Consider the following 18,113-nt stretch of genomic DNA (forward strand, 5'->3'; position numbering starts at 1 on the left):
TGGCGGCATTGCGAAAAGCTTTAACGCAAAGCGATTATGTTGCCGGTATTGTTAGTACTGCTGAGCGGTTGTTTATTGAAGATATTGAGCTGTGTGAACGAATGGCAAATCGTGGTGCCGAGCTTATAAATAGTGGCGACAACATATTAACTCATTGTAATACAGGGGCGCTTGCAACCGCTGGTATTGGTACTGCACTGGGTGTTATTTACAAAGCGCAGCAAAAACATGGCAACGTACATGTGTGGGTTGATGAAACACGACCATTATTACAAGGCGGCCGCTTAACGGCCTTTGAGCTTGAGCGCTGGGAAATACCGTACACATTAATTTGCGATAATATGGCGGCAAGTTTAATGGCTGTAGGTAAGGTGGATAAAATAGTAGTAGGGGCTGATCGTATTGCTGCCAATGGTGATTTTGCTAATAAAGTGGGCACCTATAATTTAGCCGTACTTGCGTATTTTCATAACATTCCATTTTATGTAGTTGCGCCTATTACCACGCTTGATACCAACACCGCGTGTGGTGATGATATAGAAATAGAGCAGCGTAATCCTCAAGAAGTGCGCGGAGTTAGCGGTAGCTTTGGTGAGGCTTTATGGGCACCCACCAATGCTAATGTATATAACCCTGCATTTGATATAACTCCGGCAAAACTGGTCACAGGGTGGGTGTTAGATACAGGTGTGTATAACCAGCAACAAGTATTAATGGGTAAACTTAAAGAGCTAACTCAATAATATGCGACTGAATTCTGAAAGAAACTCAGAGGTACTATTTAGGTAGTTGGGGTAGGCTTTTTCTATTGATTTCAAGTCGCTCCCTGCAACTAGAAGCACGTTATTGTGAGTTTGTTTTTCTTGTTCGGCGTAATGCGTTAGAGCTTCTTGCTTTTTATTTTCTGCATATAAAAAGACTCGACCCATTTGTGTTTCTGTGTTGTGAACGAGTAAAGCAAAGCCTGTAACTTTCGATTTATTTTTAATTTCGTCAACTTGGAATGCGCGATTAAATGCATCAAGCTTATGAAATGCGGCTAGCTTTTTATTTAGTGCCGAAAGCTCATCAACAAAGGCCTGCGATTGTTGTGAACTTAATTGATTTGAACCATCTTTGACTGCAAGAAACTCACCCATGATAAAAAATAATCGCTTCCAATCTGTGTCGGCTGCTTGGGGATTAGTTTTTAGTGTTTCTTTTTCAATAATATCTACAATTTCAACAGTAGTAGCCCAAAGGTGCTGAAGCCTAGTGCGCAACTGAACTTCAATTTGAAAGCCTTTATAATCGTGAGATTCTAAATTGTTATAACTTTTATAAACACGATGAATACCTCTGTAGCCCGTCGCTTTTGGGAATCATATGACTTAACGCTATGAACAGCTCTACTCGAGTCTAAACTGGCGTTGAGTTGATATAGATGCTCTAGATTATCTAAGATTACTCGGCAGCCACCTATATCGTGCATTCGCTTTAGATTTATTGCGTTTTCACTTTTACCATCCAACGAGGCTCTTTTTAACTTATCTATAATAGTTGGCAAGCGCTTTAAGCGTCTAACTATGGTCGCCGATTCTAGCAAATGAAGCTTTTTTACATGTTTCCATACGAGGTTTTTAATAATAGTCAGCGGATATAAATGTGCTGCACGATAGTTCTGTACAACCTCTATTGCAAAGTCAAAATCACCTTCATTTTTACGAAAAATACGACCAGCCTTTTCAACTTGCTTACATGAGTAGGCTAGTTGTTGTTTAGACTTTTGATATTGTTCGTTCACCATTAGAAAGTTACTCTTTATCAGCTGCATTGCTAAAATAATATTACAGAGTTAAGTGATTGAAGTCATCCTGCAAATAGCATAAATACGCTTATAGAAAATATAGTTTAGGCATGCGTGCACTGAGCTTTATTAATCGAGCAAGGGAAATTGCTCTGCAATAGACGAGTCAGTGCTTTTTGCTACCCAGCCTTCTGTATTGTTAAATAAGCGAATGGCGGTAAACTCAGGGTCGCTTCCCATATCAAACCAATGTGGGGTAAGTTCAGGCACTGAAATTAAATCGCCTTGTTGGCAAAGTACCTGGTAAACCTTATTGCCTAAATGCAGGCAAAATAGCCCTTGGCCTTTTACAAAAAAACGCACTTCGTCTTCACTATGAGTATGTTCAAATAAAAACTTTTTGCGCAGCTCTGATGCGCCAAGATTACCTTTAGCTAGAGATATAACGTCTACTGTTTGATAGCCATTTTCGGTTTTTAACCGATCTATATCGTTTTTGTACGCACTAATAATTTGCTCATGGGTGGTGTGCTCATTAATATCTGCATTTGCTTGCCACTGTTCAAAGCGTACGTTTACTTTAGCTAGCTGCTTTGTAATATCATCAGCATTTGATGTGCTTACAAGTGCTTTGCTTGCATCGTTGTCAGCATATATTGTTAATTGACTCATACTAATTGCTCCAATTTAAATTGGCTAAAGTCATTAATATAAGGGTGTGCTTTAGTGCTTGCTTGCCCATCACGAATTAAATGTAGTGTTGTTAAGCCTGCAGCTTGCGCGGCATCAAGCTCGCCGGCTACATCACTTAAAAAGAGTATTTCTGCTGCTTTAAACGGTAACAGCTCCACAATGGTGTTATAGGCCATTTGCTCTTGTTTTGCGCCAACTTTGGTGTCAAAAAAGTCAGTAAACAAGCTGCGAATGTCACCATAATCACTGTATTTAAAAAGTAGCTGCTGCGCTTTTACTGACCCTGACGAGTACACATATAAAGCTATATCGTTGTTGTACTGAGCTTGTAAAAAATCAAATGCATCTGGGTATAAATGACCTTTAAAATCACCGTGTTCATACCCTGTTTGCCAAATTAAGCCTTGTAACTGCTTAAGTGGAGTGATTTTTTTATCTTCATCAATCCAGGTAAGTAAAGTGCTAATGACTTCTTCAATATCGGCGTTTGGCTTTTCGATAAGGGCTTTTACGGCACTAATTTGCTCAGCTACATCTGGCTTATTAGCATTGGCACGTACAAAGGTAGGTAACTGTTTTGCTGCGTAAGGAAACAACACCTCTTTAACAAACGAGATACGGGTTATTGTGCCTTCGATGTCGGTTAAAATGGCTTTAATCATTTAGTTACTCCCGCTTGAATACCTATTATTTTTAGGCGCTCTAGTTCGCAGCTAAATAAAAACTCTAAGGCTTCTAGGTGGCGACGAACTTCATCAATATTACGTCCTACTGCATATAAACCATGGCCACGTATCAGTACGCCATGATCTATAGGCGTGTGTAAATGATGGTCACTAACCAGTAGGCTTAATCGGTCAATATCTTGATCGTTATCGAAAATAGGAATGCTCAGCGTTTCTAAATGCGAAGTAAAGCCGCTCAGTGCTTTTTGCATTTCATAGCCTGTTAAATCAAGCTGATGCCCTTGGGTAATTTGCGACAGTACGGTAGCGGCTACAGAGTGAGTATGCAAAACACACTGCGCATCAGGTATTAGCTGATACAAACTTAGGTGTAATTGTGTTTCTGCCGATGGTTTTACAGCTCCTGCTAGGCGCTCGCCTTGGTGATCTAATTGCAAAAAATGCGCTTGCGTCAGTGAGCCTTTATCGTGCCCACTTGCTGTAACAACAAAGCCAGTGCTAGTACGAGCTGAAAAGTTTCCGCCTGTTGCGGGTACCCAGCCTTTTTGGCTAACCCATTTTCCGGCTTCAATAAGTTGTGAAATAGCGGTATTGTTTTGCATACATTCCTCACTAATGAGCGTAAAGTTAATTGTTTTTAGACGGCTATACTTCTGTTTTAAGCAATGATAGCATCGCTTTAAGCGCAAAACCATCATTAAGGGCATCACGTGTTTGAAAGTAAATTACCAAATTTAGGCGTTAGTATATTTAGCCAAATGAGTGGGTTGGCTAATGAGTTTTCGGCAATTAATCTCTCTCAAGGCTTTCCTGAGTTTGATGCTCCTGATCTTTTAAAAACGCAGTTAAATTATTATGTGCAGCAGGGCGTTAATCAATATTCACCTTCAAGTGGTGTACCACGATTACAGCAACAAATTGCTGATTTAGCAAAGCGCAAATATGCAGCTGATATAAACGCAGCTGATCAAGTGACTGTTACCTCGGGTGCAACAGAGGCATTGTTTGTGGCTATTCAAACAATTGTACGCCCCAGTGATGAAGTGATCGTATTTGACCCTGCATATGACTCTTACCAACCGGCAATTGAACTCGCTGGCGGAAAGTCGGTACACATTGCTTTAAGTGCGCCAAACTACACCATTGATTGGCAAGTAGTAAGCCAAGCAATTACTAAAAATACCCGCGCAATTATTATAAATACACCTCATAACCCAAGCGGTAAAATATTACAGCCACAAGATATAAAAGCGCTTAAAGAGTTAGTTGGTACTCACAATTTATATGTAATAAGCGATGAGGTATATGAGCACATTACGTTTGATGAACAACCGCATTTAAGTGTATTACGCGATGATGAATTATTTACCAAAAGCTTTGTTGTATCGAGTTTTGGTAAAACGTTTCACAGCACGGGCTGGAAAATGGGGTACTGTATTGCACCTGCAGATTTAGCTATCGAATTTAGAAAAATTCATCAGTACGTTGCGTTTTCTAGTTTTACCCCCGCACAGCATGGGCTTGCCGATATGCTCGAGCAGCAAGGTGAGCATATAGATGAGCTAAGTGGGTTTTATCAGCAAAAACGCGACTTATTAGCGAGCCATTTAAGTAATAGTCGTTTTAAAATTTTACCTAGCCAAGGCACTTACTTTTTATTATTAGATTACAGTGATGTATCGGATTTAAACGATGTTGAATTTTGCCATTGGTTAGTTGAGCAAGCCGGTGTTGCGGCTATTCCGTTAAGTGTTTTTTATCAAAATCCACCAACCGACAAAGTAATTCGTTTATGCTTTGCTAAAAACGACAACACTCTCATAGAGGCTGCGCAAATATTATGTCAACTTTAACCATTACAGCATTGCAAAGCTCGCTTTATTGGCTTGATAAAGATGCTAATTTAGCCATGTTTAATAAGCAGCTTGAAGCAATTACGCATCAGCCCGATCTTATTTTACTGCCCGAAACATTCTCGACTGGCTTTGCTATCAATTTAGATTGTGCAGAGCCTGAAAACGGTAAAGTACTGACGTGGTTAAAGGCGCAGGCTCATAAACATAATGCGGTTATTGCGGGTTCGGTACTTGTTGCACAAGGCGATAAAAAAGCGAATCGGTTTTATTGGGTAAAACCCGATGGTGAGGTGAGTTATTACGATAAGCGCCATTTATTTCGCTTAGGCAGCGAGGGCGATTACGTTGTAGCAGGGCAAGCGCGCAAAGTTTTTGAAATCAATGGTTTTAAACTATTACCGCAAGTATGCTATGACCTGCGCTTTCCGGTATTTCAACGTAATAATAACGATTACGATGTAATGATAAACGTAGCAAATTGGCCTGCTGTACGCCGCCATATTTGGGATACGTTACTTATGGCGCGTGCAATGGAAAACCTCTGTTACGTAGTAGGTGTTAATCGCGTGGGGGAAGACGGTAATGGTGTGGCGCACAATGGCGGTACAGCGGTATACGACTTCAAAGGCGATGCATTAACTAAAGCGCAAGATGACGCAGAGCAACTAGTTACTATAACACTTGAAAAAGCGCCACTGGATGAGTTTAAAGCAGCGTTTCCTGCCTATTTAGATGCAGACTCTTTTACATTAATATAAACACGTTAATTTAGCGCAGAGCCAATAAAGTGTTAAAATAATCGCTGATATTTTTGTTGGCGGCTAATGTACATTATGAACACTTTAATCACTCCTGTAATTTTAGCAGGTGGCATAGGCTCTCGCTTGTGGCCGCTTTCTCGCCAAGCAATGCCTAAACAATTTTTACCACTACTAAATGAAAACACGTCATTGCTACAAAGTACGTTGGCGCGTGTTTCTGATGAGTTGTTTGATAATGCTATTTTAGTGTGTAACGAGCAGCACCGATTTATTGCCGCCGAGCAGGCTGAAAGCTCAATTCCTACTGCGTTATTACTCGAACCTAAAGGTAAAAATACCGCGCCTGCTATCGCATTAGCCGCCCACTATGCACTACAAAATGGGATTACTGGTCCGCTATTAGTGATGCCTGCCGATCATCATATTAAAAACTTTGATGTATTAACGGCTAAGCTCCCTGAAGTTGTAAAACTTGCTGAGCAAGGAAAGCTAGTGACGTTTTCGATTACTCCTACAGAGGCGCATACTGGCTATGGTTATATAAAACAAGGCGCGGCTATTGCTGGAACGGGTTGTTACGATGTTGCACAATTTAAAGAAAAGCCTGACTTAGATACAGCGAACCGTTATTTAGCTCAAGGTGGTTATAGCTGGAATAGCGGCATGTTTTTATTTACCCCCACAGCCTACTTAAAAGAGCTCGAGCGGTTTGCGCCAAAAATAGCAACGAGTGTCGCTGCAGCGGCGCAATTTACCAAAGATTTAGGGTTTACCCGCCCAAGCAACAGTGCGCTTGAACACTGCCCAAGCGATTCAATTGATTACGCCATTTTAGAGCGCAGTAATAACGTAGTTGTTATGCCTGTTGATTTAAAATGGAGTGATGTAGGTAGTTTTTCATCCCTTGATGCGCTTACAAAAAAAGATGAAAACGGTAATAACTTAAATGCTAATTATATGGCTCAAAAAAGCACTAATAACTTAGTTATTAACGAGGCTGAACACACTATTGCCACGCTTGGAGTTAGCAATTTAGCAATTATTCATACTCATGATGCCACGTTAATTGCAAACCAAAATGAGCTAGATTCTCTGCCTTTGTTGCTTAAGAAAATTGCTACAACACAGGCTGATAAACTTAATCATCATCAAGTGGTTTTTCGCCCATGGGGGAATTACCGTACTTTGGTTGAAGGCACTGGCTTTAAAGTTAAAAAAATTACTGTAACCAGCGGTGCTAAGCTTTCGACGCAGCGCCATCAGCATCGCGCTGAGCATTGGGTGGTGGTTTCGGGTATTGCAGATGTGTGTATTAATGAGCAAGCGTATACGCTAACGCACGACCAATCGTGTTATATCGCCGCAAAGCAAATTCATAGTTTGGCTAATAATCAAAAAGAGCCGTTAATAGTTATTGAAGTGCAAACCGGTGCTGTACTTGATGAAAGCGATATAGAGCGATTTGATGATAAATATGGAAGAGGCTAATCATTAGCTTTTTTTAAAGCTAATTCACTATTACTCTAACTGCCCACGCACAAACTTTAAATATTGCTCTAAGCTGCGTTGCCACAGATCTAGCGCTTCATCAAGCATATCGTTATGTGGCTTTTTATCGAGTAAACGGCGCTCTATTTTTTTAAGCTCAATACCATAGCGATTAAAACCAAGTTGCAGAGCGGTACTTGCTTGGCGATGTAAAAGCTTAATGCATTGCTCTGGTTGTTGGTCAATAAGCTTTTGACAGCGAATTAGCTTGTTGCGGGCTGAAAGCACAAATTCATTATAAATTGAAGACACTTCATCTTCACTAAATGAGCTGGTGAGTGTTTCGGCCGCTGTTTTGTCATACAAGGTATCAATAAGCTCTACTGCAATGCTCGCAGTTTGATTAGATTGAGAGTCGCTAAGTGCTTGGCGAAGCTTTTCATGCTTAATAGGCTTGCCTACAATGTCTTTTATTCCTAATTCTAAATACTCTTTTACTTCGTCAGGGCTAAGGCTTGCAGTAAATGCGAGTACTGGCGTTCGTTGATTTTTATGATCAATGCGTTTTAGACGTTTAAGTACTTCTTGGCCTGTTAAATCAGGTAGGTTCATATCAAGCAAAACAACATCGAAGTGGTGAGCTTGCATTAGCTCTATGGCACTTTTCCCATCTTTTGCGAGCTTAATTTTGTGTTCATCGTCGGCCATAAATTCTATAGCAATTTTTTGATTTAAATCTAAATCTTCAACCAGTAATACATCAAGACCTGTTAAGTAATCTTTAGTTTGATGGCGCTGCTCTACAAGGCTTAATTCACCTAAAGTAAAAGTAACGGTAAAGCTAAATACACTACCAGTACCAAGCTGGCTGGCTATTTCGAGTCGGCTACTGAGCTTTTCAAGCAGGCGGCTAGTAATAGCTAAACCAAGGCCGGTTCCGCCTTTTTCTTTTCCTGCGCTACTTTGTACATAAGGTTCTGTTAAGTAGGCTATCTCATCATTTTCTATACCTGGTCCTGAATCTTTGACACTAATTTTTATCGTGTGCTCAAGTTGTTTTTCTAATACTAAATCAACCTGAATTTTAACGGTTCCGTGATCTGTAAATTTAATAGCGTTACCGACTAAATTAATAATTATTTGTCTAAGTTTTTGTTGGTCGCAGTAATAACAGGCTTGCTCAGGAATATTATAGATAAGCTCAAATTTTAGCTGCTTTTGCTCGGCCATTGGGCTTAGTAATAAACATAAATTATTAAGCCATGTTTTAAATTCTACATCTTCTTCGTAAAGCGCTTCGTCACTTTGATCTAGGCTCGCGTAATCAAGGACCTTATCTACCAATAAATTAAGTGATTCGGCAGAATTTATAATTGCCTCGCAATAGGCTTTATTGCGGGTATCACTTGTTTGGTTCATAACAAGTTGGGCGCTGCCTAAAATACCGTTTAGTGGGGTGCGAATTTCGTGGCTTATTGTTGATAAAAAAAGCCCGCGTATTTCTAAGTCTTTTTGTGCTTTATCGGCGAGTTTATTGAGGTGCTGTTCTCTGCGCTCATTACATAATAACGCCATACCTGCAGCATAAAACATGGGCGCAATTACCCCATTTAAAAATAATAAAGAGCTAAACCAGCCGTTTACTAAAAGATTTTTTTGTTCAATGTTATCCATAAATAACGAGCGGCCGATAAAGCTCAAAGCAACAAGCGTTAAAATGGTTATGTATACAATGCTGCCATTAGGGTAGGGTTTGCGCGCGTACTTAATAAATATAAAGAGTAAAAAGCCGGCTTCTGCTATGTGTTGTATATCGGATGCAATCACTCTTTCGTGTAGAGATGGGTCAAAAAAGGTGTAATAGCCAAGCATTACAGTGCAAAAAGCGGTTACTGAGCAAAGTAATTTAAAACCAATGCCGTGATAATTTAAAAACTGACTGAGCGATAAACAATGCACTATTGATGCGGCAAACATCATGCTACTGGCAGCGCTAATAATTACTAAATTATGTGTATCACCAACAAGAGTAAAACCAATAACAGAGCCTAAAAGCAATATGGGATAGAAAATGTATAGCAGCGTGCCCGATATTTGTTTGTTCGTTCGCCATGTTAAAAAGTTAAGTAAGGTCATTACAACCATGATGGCGATGCTGGCAAAATAAAGAGTGAAAGAGTCGAGCATTAATATTCCAGCAAAGTAGTTTTAAACTAAGATTATTAAAAGTATACACTTATACCAATTATCAAAACAGATCACTTAGGCAAGCAAATTGGTATTAAATAAGTGTGTAACACATACAAAAAAAGACACCTAAGTGTCTGTTTTTAATTTTAAACTAAATATATGATTAACGAATTTCATCAGGGATATTTTGTTGTGCCCAAGATAGGAGCTCAATACGGTTACGACATTTAGTTTTTCTAAATGCGCTATATAAATGTGTTTTAACTGTGTGTGGACTGATACTTAAATCTTCTGCGATTTCTTTATTCTTCGAACCTTTACTCATTAGTGAGATTATTGCTTTTTCTCGTTTAGTAAGTTTAACAGGCTCAATATCCCCTTCGGTTAGTTTATGCAGCGCATCTTTATTAAATTGCAGCATACGATTTAATGCATTACACATAATATCGCGACGGTACCAAAGCTGATCTTCAAGTAGTAAACGAATACCTTTCATTAATACATCGGCGTTATCTGTTGTGTAAAATACGCCACGAATACCGCTCAACAATGCACGATTAGCAAGCTCAGGGTTCTCGTCTAGATTAAATAATATGATATCGCATTTAATACGTAGGTTTACTAGTTGCTCTTTTAGTTTTCCCCATGCATCCTTGCTAGATGTTTCGATAAACAAAAGTCGAGTCCCTTCAGGTATATCTAAAATATTAGTACCCGTGGTTACGTCAAGGCCTTGCGTTTTTAACAAAGGTTCTAAAACGTTAATACCAATAGTGTTAATTGGCTCTTGATCTAATAACAAAAAGGCTGAACTGCTCATGTTTTTATACTCTTTTATAAAGCTGACTGTTTAAGTTTATCACGACTTCCGCACCTTTTGTATTAGAAAGTCGCTGAAGCACTCAATAACAAATACGATTTTACGATTATTTAAACATAAAATGTTGCAAATAAGTAACCATTTATTCTTTGTAACCATGAAAAATCATAACATTTGTAACTAATTGGTTGAGCAGAATAGTTAGATAAAATATTTAATTAATTTACTTTTTTTACATTTTGGTAAGGTGGCCATCCCATTTCTTTACCGCCAAGCATATGTAAATGTATGTGATAAACGGTTTGTCCACCATGTTCATTACAGTTCATGACCACGCGGTATCCGTCCTCAGCAAAATTGTGCTGCTTAGCTAATTTTGCCGCAACAACGTATAAATTGCCTACTAAATGTGAGTTTTCAGGATTTATATCATTTATAGTAGCAATTGCTTTTTTGGGGATGATTAACACATGAAATGGCGCTTGTGGGTTTATATCTTTAAATGCGAGGGTGTCTTCATCTTCGTAGACAATGTCGGCCGGAATTTCACGATTAATTATTTTGGTAAAAATAGTCTCTTGGCTCATAGTGTGTTCCTAATTAAGTGTTATGAATTTTAAGCTCACTAATGACAAACTTTCAAAGCAGTGTCAAACTGAAATCAAATAAAGGAGTTAATATGCTTAAACCAATTTTAATAAGTAGTGCAGTTGCATTACTACTTAGTTTTTCGGCTAATGCTGAAAATATTCACTTTCCAGAAGAAATTGTACCACTACAAGTGGGCGATAAAATGCTAGAAAGCTCTTTGTTTAGCCGTATTGATGATGTAGAGCTTGCGCCAGGAACTTACCAGCTTAGGCTAAAATATACCGATTTATATGAAGATGATTATGACACGCATGAAGTTGTGGAGTCGGAACCATTTTGGGTAAGTGTAACTGTTGAAGCAGGTAAAGATTATACCTTAGTGTTTAATCGTGCTGAAAATGCAGTATCTGCAAAAGTATTTGCAGAAGCACCACAAGTTAGTTTAAAAGCAAAAAGTAGCGCTGTTGCTAAGCCTTTAAGTGTTATTTCTAACACGCAGCTAGCAAGCAATAAACCGGTAATGCAAAATACAATGCCTGCAGGACCTTCACGTCCTAGTCAGCCAATAAAGCCGATAGCACCAATTACAGGTAAAGGCATGCCAAGTGCGCCGCAAATGCTTGATTTTTGGTGGCAACAAGCCACAGCTGCAGAGCGTAAAGCTTTTTTAGAAAAAGTGACAAAGTAGAAAAATAGCAAAACAAAAGGGCCAAATTTGGCCCTTTTTAGTTTCTAGTTAACGCTATTTATTCAAATAATGCGTCAATAGTACCTTGTGCAAGTGGGTGGTAACCCGGGCGTGCTTTTAAGTACACGCTTTGTGCCCACTCTTTTTTACCGTTAGTGATAAGGGATTTATATAACGGTACAATTAACTTACGACGGCCAATGCCTGATAAGTGCTTATCAAGTGCAGGGTAAATTGGTTGATAACCATTTCCTACTGCTAGCATAAACCAAGCAAACGCACGTTCAGCATTAGTTGACTGTGTTAGGTTAAATTCTGAGTCAAGCTCTACCATGTGCTCTTGGCTTAAATCACGTGGTAAGTTATTTAAAAAGTGTAGCCACTCATGCACAGACCAATCAGCTGTTGGCAGTTGAGCTGCAGTTGTATCGCCTTTAAGCCATGCTGCTGTTGCAGTATCTACTTTATCAAATGCATCAGAAGTAGGGTTTGGCGCATCACTTGGTAATCCAGGTTCAAAAATCCATTCGTTTACTTTATCCATGCTTACAACATCAGGATACTTTTCAATTAAGTTAGCTTTTAAGTAAGTAACAAATTGCGCGGTAGTAAGTGATTTAAACGAAAACTCTTTAAAGTACGCTTTTACAAACGGGTCAAATTTATCGCGACCATATTTGTTTTCTAGGTAAATTAAAAATAATTGACCTTTAGTGTAAGGCACTGAACTGAATGCATCGTCTGGGTCGCGGCCGTTAAGTTTTAAATTAAGGCGTGTATCTGGTGCATCAATTGTTTTAAGTTGTGCGCGTAAAGACGCTAAATCAAGTGCTTGTTCCATAACCGCACGGTCACGGCCAAATACTTCTTCCATAATGCGGTTTTCAACGTACGAGGTAAAACCTTCGTTTAACCATAAATCTTCCCACGTTGCGTTAGTTACTAAGTTACCTGACCAAGAATGAGCAAGCTCATGAGCAATAAGGTTAACTAAGCTTTTATCACCGGCAACAACCGTTGGAGTAATAAATGATAAGCGTGGGTTTTCCATGCCACCAAACGGAAAACTTGGTGGTAGCATTAATAAGTCGTAGCGACCCCATGCATATTCGCCGTACATCGCGTTTGTTTTATCAATCATGGCTTGGGTGTCGTCAAATTCAGCAACTGAGGCATCTAAAATTGTCGGTTCAGCAAATATGCCTGTTTGATGCGACATTGCTTTAAATTCTAAGTTACCTGCGCCAATAGCAATTAGGTAAGGTGAAATTGCTTGTGGCATATCAAAAATGTAGTCGCCATCTTTATAAAGCGCATCTTTGTTGTCGGCACTCATTACAGCACGTATATCTTTTGGTGTATGAATTCGTGCAGAGTAAGTTACACGCATTGCGGGTGTATCTTGCACTGGGATCCAACTACGTGCATGAATTGCTTGCGATTGGCTGTACATAAATGGATGCGTTTTACTTGCCGTTTGCTCTGGTGTTAACCATTGCAGGCCTGAAGCTTCTGGACGACTGTTGTAATAAATACGAACTACTTCAGCTTGGTTTTTAAACACAATAGTAAGCTTTGAACCTTTAACGTCATCTCGCTTAGCTAAATCAAAAGTCGCTTTTTTCCAGTTGCCGCTTTGCTCTTTGTACATTACTTTATCAATGTCTAAGTCGCGGGTATCAAGTACGAGAGTTCTACTTTTGCTGTTGTTCCACTGAAGAGTATGCTCTACAAAACCTTCTAACTGCTTGTCGGCAAAATCGACATCTAAATCAAGGTTTAAGTGAGTAGTAACAACATCATCAAGGTTAGCATACGAGTTTTGGTCAATCGCATTAGCCATTGCTTGCGAACACATACCCGCCATAGCGAGGCTTAAAAAAAGAGGTTTAATTTTCATCATTACTCTGAACACAAATAAAAAAGTGCTGGTTTTATATCACGATTGACACGGCGGGTTGAGTGATTTTTACAATCTAGTGCCACATTTGCGACGATGAGGTAAACTATTGCGATTAGTTACCGGTATTTTTAGAGAGCTTTGTGGCGCATTCATTACACTCCTTACATACATTCGCATTAAACAGCCAATGCCAAAATTTTGTTGAAATTACTCAGCTTGAGCAACTTAAAACGCAAAATTTTAGTGCCCCGTTTTGTTTGCTGGGCGAGGGCAGTAATACCGTATTTTTAAATGACTACATGGGTACGGTTATAAAAATATCTTTAAAAGGTATTAAAATTACCGAGCGCGAGAGCGACACACTAATAAGTATTGCCGCAGGCGAAAACTGGCATCAACTAGTTAGCTATTTATTAGAGAAAAATATACCAGGGCTTGAAAATCTAGCACTTATACCGGGCACTGTTGGCGCATCGCCGGTACAAAACATTGGTGCTTATGGCGTTGAGATAGCTAAATTTGTTGAGTTGGTAGAGTACTTTGATATAACCACTAACACTATGCATTCATTAAATAACGAGCAATGTGAATTTGCTTACAGAGATTCAATATTTAAACATGCCCTTAAAAATAAAGCGGTGATCACGCAAGTACACTTAGCGCTCCCAAAAAAATGGCAACCAGCATTAAGTTATGGCCCTTTGCAGCAGCTCTCAAGCATCACCCCGCAAGCTGTATTCGATCAGGTTATAAAAACGCGTGATAGCAAATTACCTAACCCATATACACTTGCCAATGCGGGCAGCTTTTTTAAAAACCCTATAATAACCAACCAGCAGTTAGCTGAACTATTAAAGCAATTTGCCGAGTTACCTCATTACGAATATGGGCAAAGTCATCACAAGGTCGCGGCAGGTTGGTTAATCGATCAAAGTGGTTTAAAAGGGCACCGCGAGGCAGGTATAGAAGTGCATCAACAACAAGCTCTAGTACTTGTTAATCACGGAAATAGTGAAGGCAGCGACCTAATAAAAATGATTAAACACATTCAGCAAGTTGTTTATACGCGTTACAACATTATGTTAGAGCACGAAGTACGTTTAATGGATGCACGCAGCGAATGCCATATTAACGCGGAGCCTAAGTAATGAAAGCACCTGATGGAAACAAACTCGCTATTTTAAATGCACTCAACCAAGGAGGGTTTGTATCTGGTCAAGCCTTGGGTGAAAAGCTAGGTATTAGCCGAGCTGCGGTAAGTAAACATATTAAAACGTTACAAGAAATGGGCTTGGATATTTTTAAAGTGACTGGCAAAGGCTATTGTTTGAATAGTCAGGTGGGCCTTTTAAATAAAACGCAAATTGATCAGCACTACAAAGCGCTAGGTGCAAATACTGCCGATGTAGAAGTACACCCTATTATTGATTCGACTAACAGCGAGCTTATGCGCCGTATACAGGCCAAAACAGCGCTTGAGTCTGGCACTGTTATTGTTGCTGAAATGCAGCAAGCAGGACGTGGTAGACGCGGCCGTGTTTGGCAGTCCCCATTTGGCGCTAATCTGTATTACAGTTATTTTTGGCGTTTAGATGACGGCTTACAAGCTGCAATGGGCGTATCAATTGCAGTAGGTCTTGCTGTTTATGATGCTATTAAAGCGTTATACCAAGTTGACGTAGAACTTAAGTGGCCTAACGATATTTATATAAATAAGCAAAAACTTGCAGGTGTATTGGTTGAATTAGATGGACAACCGCAAGGACCTTGTCAGTTAGTGATTGGTATCGGTATTAATTTACAAATGCCTGAGAGCTTTAGTCAGCATATAGACCAAGCGTGGACCGACTTAAATCAACATACTCAAAAGCTCGATAAAAACCAACTTGTGGCTTCTCTTACTCACCATTTAGAGCAGCGTTTAGCGCAGTATCGTCAAACGGGTTTGCAAGCCATGTATGAGCAATGGAATTCGCTCAATGCGTTTGCTGGTGAATATGTTGAACTAAATACAGGACACCGAAGTTGGCGTGGAATATGTGAAGGTATTGACGCACAAGGTGGAATACGAATTCGCCAAGACGGGGAAGTAAAAAGTTATTACGGCGGGGAAGTCTCCCTTAGAAAGGCGCAATTATGAGATTATTGATCGACGTAGGAAATACATCATTAAAAGCTGTATTGTGGCATAACGAGCAAGCACAACCGGCAGATATAAATAACCTGCCTTGGTTACAAATAACCGAAGTGATTTATGCATGTGTAGGGCGCAGTGATTTACTAAACAATATTCTCGCGCAAGCGGCTAGCAATAATATTATTTGTTTTGAAGCCAAGGTAACCAAAACGCTTGGAGATCTTGTATGCGCTTACGAGCATGTAGCTAACTTAGGCATAGACAGGTGGCTTGCGCTTATTGCTGGATTTACGTTATATCCAAACACAGCATGCATTGTTGTTGATGCGGGTACTGCGACAACAATTGATGTGCTTAGTAGTGAAGGGTTGCATTTAGGTGGCTGGATTTTACCTGGGCTTGATTTAATGACCTCATCACTTACACAAAATACTCAACGTGTTTTTGATGATGGTAAAACTCCATTTACCAATGAACTGGGTAAAAATACGCCTAATGGTTTAAAAAATGGTGCTTTAGTGGCAACCATTGGAGCAATTGAGCAAGCTAAGTTGCACTTAACGGATAAAAAAACAGAGCAAAAAGTACAAATAATTTTTGCTGGTGGCTATGGCTTGCTTTTACAACAGCAATTTGAGGGAAGTATTTTTGATTCATTACTCGTAATGAAGGGGTTAAATTACTGGCACCAGCTAAGCAAAACAACATGAAAAAGTGAAAAAAACGTGTTTTCGCGTGAATATTGAGCATTTAAACTAAAAATTTACACTTTTTTTAATTTTATAGTTGCATCCCAATAAACCTTACTCTAATATCTCGCCCCGTACTAAAGCAGTGCCGACTTAGCTCAGCTGGTAGAGCAACTGACTTGTAATCAGTAGGTCAACCGTTCGACTCGGTTAGTCGGCACCACTTTCCTTTTACCGGAAGTGAATTAGTAGAGAATTATCGTGGAGGGGTTCCCGAGCGGCCAAAGGGATCAGACTGTAAATCTGACGGCTCAGCCTTCGCTGGTTCGAATCCAGCTCCCTCCACCACTTTATTCTTGACGGTTAGAGGTAGTTTAAGAACAGATTTTTATGCGGGCATCGTATAATGGCTATTACCTCAGCCTTCCAAGCTGATGATGCGGGTTCGATTCCCGCTGCCCGCTCCAGTTCTTGTGTTGCTGATATAGCTCAGTTGGTAGAGCGCACCCTTGGTAAGGGTGAGGTCGGCAGTTCGACTCTGCCTATCAGCACCAGTCCTAAGAATCTCCTTGATTACTTCCTTTATCTGTCAGAAAATACTATTTGAAAAAGATTAACTTAATCTACCTTTGGTGGATTATTTTCATATGTAATTTAGATACACAAAACTGATAGGTTCCGTCATGGCAAAAGAAAAGTTTGAACGCGTAAAACCGCACGTAAACGTTGGTACAATCGGCCACGTTGACCACGGTAAAACTACACTAACTGCAGCAATCACTAACGTACTTGCAAAAGTATACGGCGGTGTTGCTAAAGATTTCGCATCAATCGACAACGCTCCAGAAGAGCGCGAACGTGGTATCACTATTTCAACGTCTCACGTTGAATACGATACTCCTACACGTCACTACGCACACGTAGATTGTCCTGGTCACGCCGATTATGTTAAAAACATGATCACTGGTGCTGCTCAAATGGACGGCGCGATCTTAGTAGTTGCTGCGACAGATGGCCCTATGCCACAAACGCGTGAGCACATCCTTCTTTCTCGTCAGGTTGGCGTTCCTTACATCATCGTATTCATGAACAAATGTGACATGGTTGATGACGAAGAGCTACTTGAACTAGTAGAAATGGAAGTTCGTGAACTTCTTTCTGAATACGATTTCCCAGGTGATGACTTACCTCTAATCGCTGGTTCTGCGCTTAAAGCGTTAGAAGGCGAGAAAGAGTGGGAAGATAAGATTGTTGAGCTTGCAAACGCACTTGATTCTTACATCCCAGAGCCAGAGCGTGACATCGATAAGCCATTCATCATGCCTATCGAAGACGTTTTCTCAATCCAGGGTCGTGGTACTGTTGTAACTGGTCGTGTTGAAGCTGGTATCATCCGCATCAATGACGAAGTAGAAATTGTTGGTATCAATGATACAACTCGTTCTACTTGTACTGGTGTTGAAATGTTCCGTAAGCTTCTTGACGAAGGTCGTGCTGGTGAGAACATTGGTGCACTTCTACGTGGTACTAAGCGTGAAGACGTTGAACGTGGTCAAGTACTAGCTAAGCCTGGTTCAATCAATCCACATACTACATTCACTTCAGAAGTATACGTACTTTCTAAAGATGAAGGTGGTCGTCATACTCCATTCTTCAAAGGTTACCGTCCACAGTTCTACTTCCGTACAACTGACGTAACTGGTGACGTTCAGTTACCAGAAGGCGTAGAAATGGTAATGCCTGGTGATAACATCAAGATGACAGTAACTCTAATCGCACCAATCGCGATGGATGAAGGTCTTCGTTTTGCTATCCGTGAAGGTGG

The 18,113-nt window shown here is 40.0% G+C and carries 18 protein-coding genes and 4 tRNA genes; 13 read left to right on the forward strand and 9 right to left on the reverse strand.

What is annotated here, in order from left to right; all coding sequences use genetic code 11:
• Positions 1-743 (forward strand): S-methyl-5-thioribose-1-phosphate isomerase (gene mtnA / locus L655_RS0122050; RefSeq protein ID WP_024606300.1); only part of this gene is annotated, 743 nt, incomplete at its 5' end.
• Here the strand turns inward: mtnA and L655_RS1000000128260 are convergent.
• From L655_RS1000000128260 to L655_RS0122070, 5 genes are all read right to left on the reverse strand, one after another.
• Positions 732-1,262, reverse strand: coding sequence for a hypothetical protein (locus L655_RS1000000128260; protein WP_241764537.1), 531 nt, complete (start codon positions 1,260-1,262; stop codon positions 732-734). The genes mtnA and L655_RS1000000128260 overlap by 12 nt on opposite strands.
• 38 nt (positions 1,263-1,300) lie before the next feature.
• Positions 1,301-1,786: a hypothetical protein gene (locus tag L655_RS1000000128265; protein WP_342626701.1), complete on the reverse strand. Its 486-nt coding sequence runs from the start codon at positions 1,784-1,786 to the stop codon at positions 1,301-1,303.
• 129 nt (positions 1,787-1,915) lie between these two features.
• Complete coding sequence (locus L655_RS0122060; RefSeq protein WP_024606301.1) at positions 1,916-2,458, reverse strand: acireductone dioxygenase; 543 nt, start codon at positions 2,456-2,458, stop codon at positions 1,916-1,918.
• On the reverse strand, positions 2,455-3,141 hold the full coding sequence (gene mtnC, locus L655_RS0122065) for an acireductone synthase (RefSeq protein ID WP_024606302.1): 687 nt from the start codon (positions 3,139-3,141) through the stop codon (positions 2,455-2,457). The genes L655_RS0122060 and mtnC overlap by 4 nt, the downstream gene beginning before the upstream one ends.
• Positions 3,138-3,767, reverse strand: a complete 630-nt coding sequence (locus L655_RS0122070; RefSeq protein ID WP_024606303.1) for a methylthioribulose 1-phosphate dehydratase — start codon at positions 3,765-3,767, stop codon at positions 3,138-3,140. Before L655_RS0122070 ends, mtnC begins: the two co-directional genes overlap by 4 nt.
• 108 nt (positions 3,768-3,875) lie before the next feature.
• Between L655_RS0122070 and L655_RS0122075 the strand changes: the two genes are divergently transcribed.
• The 3 genes from L655_RS0122075 to L655_RS0122085 all read left to right on the forward strand — a co-directional run bounded on the left by L655_RS0122075 (position 3,876) and on the right by L655_RS0122085 (position 7,270).
• The gene (locus tag L655_RS0122075) at positions 3,876-5,018 is read left to right on the forward strand and encodes a methionine aminotransferase (RefSeq protein ID WP_024606304.1); all 1,143 of its coding nucleotides are present in this window, start codon (positions 3,876-3,878) and stop codon (positions 5,016-5,018) included.
• A complete protein-coding gene (locus L655_RS0122080; RefSeq protein ID WP_024606305.1) occupies positions 5,006-5,779 on the forward strand; it encodes an amidohydrolase in 774 nt (257 codons plus the stop codon). Before L655_RS0122075 ends, L655_RS0122080 begins: the two co-directional genes overlap by 13 nt.
• Positions 5,780-5,854: 75 nt before the next feature.
• Positions 5,855-7,270, forward strand: coding sequence for a mannose-1-phosphate guanylyltransferase/mannose-6-phosphate isomerase (locus L655_RS0122085; protein ID WP_024606306.1), 1,416 nt, complete (start codon positions 5,855-5,857; stop codon positions 7,268-7,270).
• A gap of 30 nt (positions 7,271-7,300) precedes the next feature.
• Here L655_RS0122085 and L655_RS0122090 read toward each other — a convergent pair whose 3' ends face one another.
• The 3 genes from L655_RS0122090 to L655_RS0122100 form a co-directional block, all read right to left on the reverse strand.
• Positions 7,301-9,457: a response regulator gene (locus L655_RS0122090; protein WP_024606307.1), complete on the reverse strand. Its 2,157-nt coding sequence runs from the start codon at positions 9,455-9,457 to the stop codon at positions 7,301-7,303.
• A gap of 166 nt (positions 9,458-9,623) precedes the next feature.
• Complete coding sequence (locus tag L655_RS0122095; RefSeq protein WP_004334929.1) at positions 9,624-10,280, reverse strand: response regulator transcription factor; 657 nt, start codon at positions 10,278-10,280, stop codon at positions 9,624-9,626.
• A 218-nt stretch (positions 10,281-10,498) separates the two neighbouring features.
• Positions 10,499-10,867, reverse strand: a complete 369-nt coding sequence (locus L655_RS0122100; protein ID WP_004334923.1) for a histidine triad nucleotide-binding protein — start codon at positions 10,865-10,867, stop codon at positions 10,499-10,501.
• Positions 10,868-10,959: 92 nt separating this feature from the next.
• On the opposite strand from L655_RS0122100, the gene L655_RS0122105 reads away from it, so the two are divergent.
• Positions 10,960-11,559 carry a DUF2057 domain-containing protein gene (locus L655_RS0122105; RefSeq protein ID WP_024606308.1) on the forward strand — a complete coding sequence of 200 codons (600 nt, stop codon included), beginning with the start codon at positions 10,960-10,962 and terminating at the stop codon, positions 11,557-11,559.
• A gap of 58 nt (positions 11,560-11,617) precedes the next feature.
• Here the strand turns inward: L655_RS0122105 and L655_RS0122110 are convergent, their stop codons facing one another.
• On the reverse strand, positions 11,618-13,459 hold the full coding sequence (locus L655_RS0122110; protein ID WP_024606309.1) for a M1 family metallopeptidase: 1,842 nt from the start codon (positions 13,457-13,459) through the stop codon (positions 11,618-11,620).
• Between the two features lie 143 nt (positions 13,460-13,602).
• Between L655_RS0122110 and murB the strand changes: the two genes are divergently transcribed.
• The 8 genes from murB to tuf form a co-directional block, all read left to right on the forward strand.
• Entirely contained in the window at positions 13,603-14,610 is a 1,008-nt protein-coding gene (murB, locus tag L655_RS0122115; RefSeq protein WP_024606310.1) for a UDP-N-acetylmuramate dehydrogenase, read from the forward strand.
• On the forward strand, positions 14,610-15,602 hold the full coding sequence (gene birA / locus L655_RS0122120) for a bifunctional biotin--[acetyl-CoA-carboxylase] ligase/biotin operon repressor BirA (RefSeq protein ID WP_024606311.1): 993 nt from the start codon (positions 14,610-14,612) through the stop codon (positions 15,600-15,602). Before murB ends, birA begins: the two co-directional genes overlap by 1 nt.
• The gene (locus L655_RS0122125) at positions 15,599-16,309 is read left to right on the forward strand and encodes a type III pantothenate kinase (protein ID WP_024606312.1); all 711 of its coding nucleotides are present in this window, start codon (positions 15,599-15,601) and stop codon (positions 16,307-16,309) included. Before birA ends, L655_RS0122125 begins: the two co-directional genes overlap by 4 nt.
• Before the next feature lie 126 nt (positions 16,310-16,435).
• Positions 16,436-16,511: transfer RNA gene (locus tag L655_RS0122130), tRNA-Thr, on the forward strand.
• A gap of 40 nt (positions 16,512-16,551) precedes the next feature.
• A tRNA-Tyr gene (locus L655_RS0122135) sits at positions 16,552-16,636 on the forward strand.
• A gap of 44 nt (positions 16,637-16,680) precedes the next feature.
• A tRNA-Gly gene (locus L655_RS0122140) sits at positions 16,681-16,755 on the forward strand.
• Between the two features lie 11 nt (positions 16,756-16,766).
• A tRNA-Thr gene (locus L655_RS0122145) sits at positions 16,767-16,842 on the forward strand.
• A 129-nt stretch (positions 16,843-16,971) separates the two neighbouring features.
• Positions 16,972-18,113, forward strand: a 1,142-nt coding sequence (tuf, locus tag L655_RS0122150) for an elongation factor Tu (RefSeq protein ID WP_024597280.1), incomplete at its 3' end; no start/stop codon positions are given.

The sequence above is a fragment of the Pseudoalteromonas sp. TAE79 genome, from assembly GCF_000498015.1.
In the GTDB taxonomy this organism is placed as follows: domain Bacteria; phylum Pseudomonadota; class Gammaproteobacteria; order Enterobacterales; family Alteromonadaceae; genus Pseudoalteromonas.